Annotated in this window: 8 protein-coding genes; 3 read left to right on the top strand and 5 right to left on the bottom strand. The window is 74.9% G+C overall.

From position 1 onward, the window contains the following. The 4 genes from ACFUC1_RS19870 to rimP all read right to left on the bottom strand — a co-directional run. Nucleotides 1-799: translation initiation factor IF-2 N-terminal domain-containing protein (locus tag ACFUC1_RS19870; protein WP_379122915.1), on the bottom strand; the 799-nt coding region annotated here is incomplete at its 3' end. A gap of 139 nt (nt 800-938) precedes the next feature. Further along, nucleotides 939-1,223 carry a YlxR family protein gene (locus tag ACFUC1_RS19865; protein ID WP_379122913.1) on the bottom strand — a complete coding sequence of 95 codons (285 nt, stop codon included), beginning with the start codon at nt 1,221-1,223 and terminating at the stop codon, nt 939-941. A gap of 104 nt (nt 1,224-1,327) precedes the next feature. After that, nucleotides 1,328-2,440, bottom strand: coding sequence for a transcription termination factor NusA (nusA, locus tag ACFUC1_RS19860; protein WP_379122911.1), 1,113 nt, complete (start codon nt 2,438-2,440; stop codon nt 1,328-1,330). A 1-nt stretch (nt 2,441) separates the two neighbouring features. Beyond that, nucleotides 2,442-2,996, bottom strand: coding sequence for a ribosome maturation factor RimP (gene rimP / locus ACFUC1_RS19855; protein WP_379122909.1), 555 nt, complete (start codon nt 2,994-2,996; stop codon nt 2,442-2,444). A 99-nt stretch (nt 2,997-3,095) separates the two neighbouring features. On the opposite strand from rimP, the gene ACFUC1_RS19850 reads away from it, so the two are divergent. The 3 genes from ACFUC1_RS19850 to ACFUC1_RS19840 all read left to right on the top strand — a co-directional run bounded on the left by ACFUC1_RS19850 (nt 3,096) and on the right by ACFUC1_RS19840 (nt 6,065). After that, the gene (locus ACFUC1_RS19850) at nt 3,096-4,115 is read left to right on the top strand and encodes a DUF4439 domain-containing protein (RefSeq protein ID WP_379122907.1); all 1,020 of its coding nucleotides are present in this window, start codon (nt 3,096-3,098) and stop codon (nt 4,113-4,115) included. A gap of 73 nt (nt 4,116-4,188) precedes the next feature. Beyond that, nucleotides 4,189-5,139 carry an aminoglycoside phosphotransferase family protein gene (locus ACFUC1_RS19845; RefSeq protein ID WP_379122905.1) on the top strand — a complete coding sequence of 317 codons (951 nt, stop codon included), beginning with the start codon at nt 4,189-4,191 and terminating at the stop codon, nt 5,137-5,139. Between the two features lie 50 nt (nt 5,140-5,189). Next, nucleotides 5,190-6,065, top strand: a complete 876-nt coding sequence (locus tag ACFUC1_RS19840; RefSeq protein WP_379122903.1) for an LLM class F420-dependent oxidoreductase — start codon at nt 5,190-5,192, stop codon at nt 6,063-6,065. A gap of 75 nt (nt 6,066-6,140) precedes the next feature. Here the strand turns inward: ACFUC1_RS19840 and ACFUC1_RS19835 are convergent. Continuing rightward, on the bottom strand, nt 6,141-6,726 hold a 586-nt coding region (locus ACFUC1_RS19835), incomplete at its 5' end, for a response regulator (protein ID WP_379122901.1).

Raw genomic sequence — 6,726 nt, 5'->3', positions numbered from 1 at the left:
GCTCACCGGGACGGCCGACCGCGGAGCGGTCGGGCATCATGCCCGGGCTCGGGCGCGGCCCACCGGGACGCGGCCCACCGGGGCCGGACGCACCACCCGGGCGCGGGCCGCCGGGCCGCGACTGCGGCCGGGGCATGCCCTGGGAGGGCGCGAAGGGGTTGTTGCCCGGGCGCGGCGAACCCTCGCGGGCGGCCGGGCGCTGGGTGCCCATGCCCTGCGAGGGGGCGAACGGGTTGTTGCCCGGGCGCGGGGCGCCGGGGCGCGGGGCGCCACCGGGACGGGGGCCCGAGGGGGCCGCACCCGGACGGGGGCCGGCGCTGCCGGGACGGGCGGACGGGGGCACGCCGGGACCCGGCTTGCCGCCGTCGCGCGCCGGCGACACCTCGGAACGGGCTGCGGGTGCTGCCGGGGCAGCGGGGGCAGCCGGGGCTGCCTTGGCGGCGGGCGCCGCCGGCTCGGGCCGGGGGGCCGGGGCCGCCGGGCCGGGGGTCGGGGCGGCGGGGGCGGCCGGGGTGGACTGCGCCGCCGGGGCAGACGGAGCGGCCTCGGCGGGAGCCTGGGGGGCGGCCGGAGCCGGCTGCGCGGGCCGGGCCGGGGTCGGCTTGGCCGCAGCGGCCTTCTTGGCCGGGGACTTCCTCAGCTCGTCGGGGAACGTCTCCGTCGCCTTGCGGACGACGGGCGCCTCGATGGTCGAGCTGGCGGTCTTGACGTACTCGCCGATGCTGTTGAGGTGGGCGATCAGCGTCTTGCTGTCGGTGCCCAGCTCCTTGGCGAGCGCACTTACACGGACCTTTGCCACGTTTCTCCTGTTCCTGGTCCGTGTGTCAGGTGACAGGCGCGGACCGTCGTTACTGCTGGGGGGAGCTCATTGCTGAGTACTCATCGGGTGCTCATCAGCGGTCTAACCCACTCTCTGTTCAGAGCCATGGTCGATTCCCTTACGGACGGTTCTTCCCCTGCGCGTGCTGCTCGTGGCCGGTGGCCACGGCCTCGACGTGGGCCCGGACCGCTGCCGGGTCCGGGGCGGCGCTGGTACGCAGCGCACGCCCGAACGCCCGTCGGCGGAGGGCCTGCTCGAGGCAGTCACCCGTCGGGTGCAGCCAAGCGCCACGCCCCGGCAGGCAGTGCCGCGGGTCGGGGGTCAGCCGGATCGCTCCGGCCTCGTCCGTCTCCGCGACCACTCGCAGGAGTGCCGACCAGCTATCCGTCCTGCGGCAGCCCACACACGTGCGGGTCGGTGACCCGTGCGTGGTGCGGGGAGTCGAACGTGCTGCCGAAGGCCGGAGTCCAGTCCGGTCGGTCCCCACCATCCTATCCCCAATCGCCCTCAGGCTGTGCCACCCGTGCTCGCGGGACCGCCCGAGGCAGGGTTCCGGGGCCCTCCGGAGCGGCTCGGAGCCGCACCGCCGGACCCGTGGCCGGCCCCACCAGTGGCCGGAGCGGCAGCGGTGTCAGGACGGATGTCGATCCGCCAGCCGGTCAGCTTGGCGGCGAGACGGGCGTTCTGGCCCTCCTTGCCGATGGCGAGCGAGAGCTGGTAGTCGGGGACGACGACCCGGGCCGAACGCAGCTGCGGGTCGACGATCTCGACCGACTCCACGCGCGACGGCGACAGGGCGGCCGCCACGAACGTCTTCGGGTCGTCCGAGTAGTCGACGATGTCGATCTTCTCCCCGTGCAGCTCGGTCATGACCGCGCGCACGCGGGCGCCCATCGGACCGATGCAGGCTCCCTTGGCGTTGAGGCCCGGGACCTTGGAGTGCACGGCGATCTTCGTGCGGTGGCCGGCCTCGCGCGCCAGGGCGGCGATCTCCACCGACCCGTCGGCGATCTCGGGCACCTCGAGGGCGAAGAGCTTGCGCACGAGGTTGGGGTGGGTGCGCGACAGGCCGATCTGGGGACCCTTGGGGCCGCGGCGGACCGACACCACGAAGCAGCGGATGCGCTCGCCGTGGACGTACCGCTCCCCCGGGACCTGCTCGGCCAGGGGCAGGATGCCCTCGACCGTGCCGAAGTCCACCGTGACGTGCCGCGGGTCGGGGCTCTGCTGGATGACGCCCGCGACGACGTCGCCCTCGCGGCCCTTGAAGTCGCCGAGGATCGCCTCGTCCTCGAGGTCGCGCAGCCGCTGGACGATGACCTGGCGGGCCGTGGCCGCCGCGATGCGCCCGAACCCGGTCGGGGTGTCGTCGAACTCGGGGCCGTACTCGCGCGGCGGCCGCTCCTCCCCCTCTGCGACCGGCTCCTGCTCGAGCTCCTCGCGGGCCCACACCACGACGTGGCCGGTCTTGCGGTCGAGCTCGACCCGGGCGTTGCGGTACGCGCCGTCGGTGCGGTGGTAGGCGACGAGCAGCGCCTGCTCGATCGCCGGGATCAGGATGTCGAGCGAGATGTCCCGCTCACGCTCGAGCGCCCTGAGGGCGGCGAGGTCGATGTCCATGTCAGTCCTCCTCGGAGATGTCGGCGTCGTCCCCGTCGGCACCGGCGGAGTCCGCAGGCCTCGAGAACTCCACCTGGACCACCGCCTTGGACACCTCGGCATACCGGACGCTCGTGGTCCGGGCCGGTGTCTTCCTCGTCGCCGGGACCTCGAGGGTGACTTCGTCGGGTCCGGCGCTGACGATGCGGCCGGTCACGGGCTCACCCTCGGTGGGTGTCACGGTGACCAGGCGGGAGACGTTGCGGCGGAAGTGCCGCGGAAGGGTGAGGGGGCGGTCGACCCCCGGGCTCGTCACCTCGAGCGTGTACGGCTGCTCGCCCATGACGTCACTGTCGTCGAGGGCGTCGCTCACCGCGCGGGTCGCGTCCGAGACCTCGCCGAGGCTCAGCGGGGGCACCACCTCGGTGGAGTCGCCCTCGGTCGACAGCGCGCGGTCGATCCACACCCGGACGAGGCGGCGCTTGCCGGTGGGCGTGACGGCGACGTCCTCCACCAGGAGGCCGAGGTCCCCGAGCGGGCCCTCGACCACGGGACGAATCTGGTCCTTGACGCTCACTGACTCGTCCTCTCTGAAGTTCTGGGTGGTGCAGCGCCACTCTATCCACGCCGTCGTGGTGCCGCATGCGCGCCCTCCTGGCCGTGCCAGAATCGCGTCATGCCGATGGACCGAGCTGGGGCCCCGGTGCACCCGACCCGGCGCCAGGCCCTCGGCCTCGGCCTCGCCACCGCTGCGACGCTCTCGCTCTCCGCGTGCGGGATCCGGTTCGGGGACGGCACCCCCGGGCCGCGCCCGGCGCCCCGTAAGGCCGTGCCCGGTGAGTCGTTCATGGTGGCCCTCTGGCGCCACACCGAGGACCTCGCCTCCCGCGCTGCCGGGGGTGCGGGCAGCGGCCTTCCGGCCAGGCTCGCCGCACTGCACCGGCAGCAGGCGACCGTGCTGCGCGCGGAACTGCTCCGACTCGGCGTCCCCGACTCGGAGCTGGGACGCCCGGGCGCGGCGACGGGCACCGCCACGGCAGCGGCCGCGAGCGCCCCCGGCACCGGCCCGGCCCCGACCGGGTCGGCCACGAACGGGTCCCCGACGAGCGGCGGGCGGACCACCGCAGCCGAGCTCGCTGCGGCGGAGGCCAGCGACCTGGGCCCGACCGCCATCAGCTCCCTGTCTCGGGTGATGGCGGGCTCCGCGCCGCTGGTGGGTTCCCTGCTCGCCCAGCGGTCGGCAGCGGCGACCCTCCTCGGCCGCCCGGCGACCTGGCCGGACGAGGCGTGGAAGGGCCAGTCGCTCGCCGCGACCTTCCTCGCCACGACCCGGGCGGCGGTGTACGGGTTCGAGGTCGTGGCGGCGCAGTCGCCGTCGGGGGCGCAGCACGCCCTCGCCACCTCCACCCTGTCGGCGCTGCAGGCCCGGGCGGCCGCCCAGGAGTCCATGGCCGGCTCCAGCGCCGGGCCGCCGGACCTCGCGCACCCCCTGCCCTTCCCCGTCACCACCCCGGACGCGGCTCGCAAGCTCGCGGTGGACGTGCTGACCCGGCTGCGCGCCGCCGGTGCCCGCGACCTCGGCACCGCCGGCACGGACACGGCCGCCCTGGGCCTGCTGGTGCGGTGGCTGGGCGAGACCGAGGTGCTGGCCTCCCGCTGGGGAGTGCCGCTCGCCCCCTTCCCCGGCCTCTCGTGACGCCTGCGCCCGCCCGCGCGACCGCCGCCGCCGTGGCGTTCGTCCACGCGGCCGTGACCGCCCGGGCGGACGGGTGAGGACCGAGGACGCGGCCACCCTCGTCCCGGCGGACTTCGTGGCCTTCGTGCAGCGGCACACCGCGCCGGCGGGCGCCGTCGGCGGCCCGTCCGGGGCCGAGTGGGCGGCCGGGCTGCCCCGTCTGCTGGCCGGGGTGTGCGACGACTGGTCGCTGGAGCCGGCGGGCCCGGTGCGCACGGGCTGGACGTCGCTGGTCCTGCCCGTGTCCCGCGAGGGCGATCGGCTGGCCCTCAAGCTGGTGTGGCCGCACGTCGAGGGCCGCGACGAGGCCCTCGCGCTCCGGCACTGGGACGGCCGTGGCGCGGTCCGGCTCGTCCAGGCCGACCCGTCGCGCTGGGCGATGCTGCTGGAGGCGCTCGACCCGGCCCGCGACCTGCGCGCACTCGACGTCGACAGCGCCTGCGAGGTGGCGGGCCAGGTGCTCCGGCGGCTCCACCGGCCCGCTCCCCCGGGACTGCGGCCCCTGTCGGAGCTCGCGCGCGTCGAGTCGCAGAAGCTGGCCACCACCGACGGGGTGCTGCCGCGGCGGATGGTCGAGCGCGTCCAGGGCCGCGTCCGCGACCTGGCTGCGGACCGCGCGTGCGACGCCACCCTGGTCCACACGGACCTGCACTACGAGAACGTCCTGCACGCCCTGCCCGACAGCCCGCGGCCCCCGGCCGACCGCTGGGTGGCCATCGACCCTCACGCCATGGCCGGGCACCCCGGGTTCGAGCTGCAGCCGCTGCTGCGCAACCGCGCCGACGAGCTCGGCACGGGGTCCGCCTTCCGCTGGCTGGTGCGACGCCGCGTCGAGGTGGTCTGCGAGGCCGCGGGCATCGACGAGGACGAGGCGTTCGCCTGGTCCTACGTCGCGACCGCCATGCAGGCCCGGTGGGCGGCCGAGGACGGCGACCGCGACGGGGTCTCCTTCTGCGTGGCCCTCCTCAAAGCCCTCGACGGCTGAGCGGAGGCCCCCGACGAGCCGTATGCCGGGAGGAGTTGCAGACTGAAACCATGCGTTTCGGATTCCACTTCCTCGACTTCAACCTGCCCGACGGACCCGCCTCGTACGCCCCGGCCCTGCGCTCCGCCGCTGCTGCCGCGGACGAGGTGGGCGCCTCCTGGTTCACCGTGATGGACCACTACTTCCAGATGGAGTTCTTCCGCACCGCCCACGACCCGATGCTGGAGGCGTACACGACCCTGGGCTTCCTCGCCGCGGTCACCGAGCGCGTCAGGCTGGGCACCGTCGTGACGGGCGTGACCTACCGGCACCCGGGCCTGCTCGCCAAGATCGGGACCACCCTCGACGTGCTGAGCGGCGGGCGCGCCTTCATGGGCATCGGCGCCGCCTGGTACGAGCGCGAGCACAAGGCGCTGGGCGTGCCGTACCCGCCCGTCGCCGAGCGGTTCGAGCGGTTGGAGGAGGCGCTGCGGATCATCCGCCAGATGTGGAGCGAGGACGAGGGCCCGTTCGAGGGGAAGCACTACCAGCTCGCCGAGACGATCAACGTCCCGCACACCCTGAGCCGGCCCCACCCGCCCATCGTCATCGGCGGCAGCGGCGAGAAGAAGACCCTGCGCCTCGTCGCGCAGTACGCCGACGCCACCAACCTCATCGTGACCGACACCGACCAGGCCGCGCACAAGCTCGAGGTCCTGCGCCGGCACTGCGAGGAGGTGGGGCGCGACTACGACAGCATCGAGAAGACGGTGATGGCGCCCCCGTCGAACCCGCTGGAGGACGTCGACGGCTTCCTGCAGCTGGCCGAGACGTATGCCGGGATGGGCATCGAGCACATCCACCTGCGTGCGCTCACCCCCGACCCCGGCGCCCACATCGCGGCCTTCGGCGAGAAGGTGGCGCCGCGGCTCGCCGAGATCGGCTGACGGCACCGGATCGGCGGGTCCGTCCGGGAGACCCGGGCGGGCCCGCCCGCCGTCTCCGGACGACGCGCGTCCCGGTCACCCCGCCCAGCGGTACTCGATCTCCGGGCGACCGGCGCCGGCATACCGCTGCCTGCGCACCGCCTGCCTGGTGTCGCACAGGTACTCGGCGTAGCGGCGCGCGGTGACCCGGCTGACCCCGACCGCCTCGGCGAGCTCGCTGGCCGACAGCGACCCGCTGTCGCGCAGCGCGCGGGTGACCCGGGCGAGCAGCTCCTCCCCCATGCCCTTGGGCAGGGCTGCAGCCCGCGTCGGGCGCACCCCGGCCAGGACTTCGTCGACCTCGGCCTGGGTCGCGACCTCGTCGGTGCTCGACAGCCCGTCGCGGTAGGCCCGGTAGGACTCGAGCCGGTCGCGCAGCGTCGCGAAGACGAACGGCTTGAGGATGTACTGCACCACGCCGAGCGAGACGGCCGCCCGCACCACGTCGAGCTCGCGCGCCGAGGTCACCGCGATGACGTCGGCGCGGTGACCGGCCGCCCGCATCGCGCGGATGACGTCGAGCCCGTGCCGGTCGGGCAGGTGCATGTCGAGCAGCACGACGTCGACCGGGGTGGACTGCAGCGCCTGCAGGGCCTCCTTCGAGGTGGCCGCGGTGGCGGCC

It is taken from the genome of Pedococcus sp. NPDC057267 (assembly GCF_042668795.1).
GTDB lineage: Bacteria > Actinomycetota > Actinomycetes > Actinomycetales > Dermatophilaceae > Pedococcus.
The sequence above is the reverse complement of the archived record's forward strand: the minus strand, read 5'-3'. Positions and strand labels throughout refer to the sequence as shown.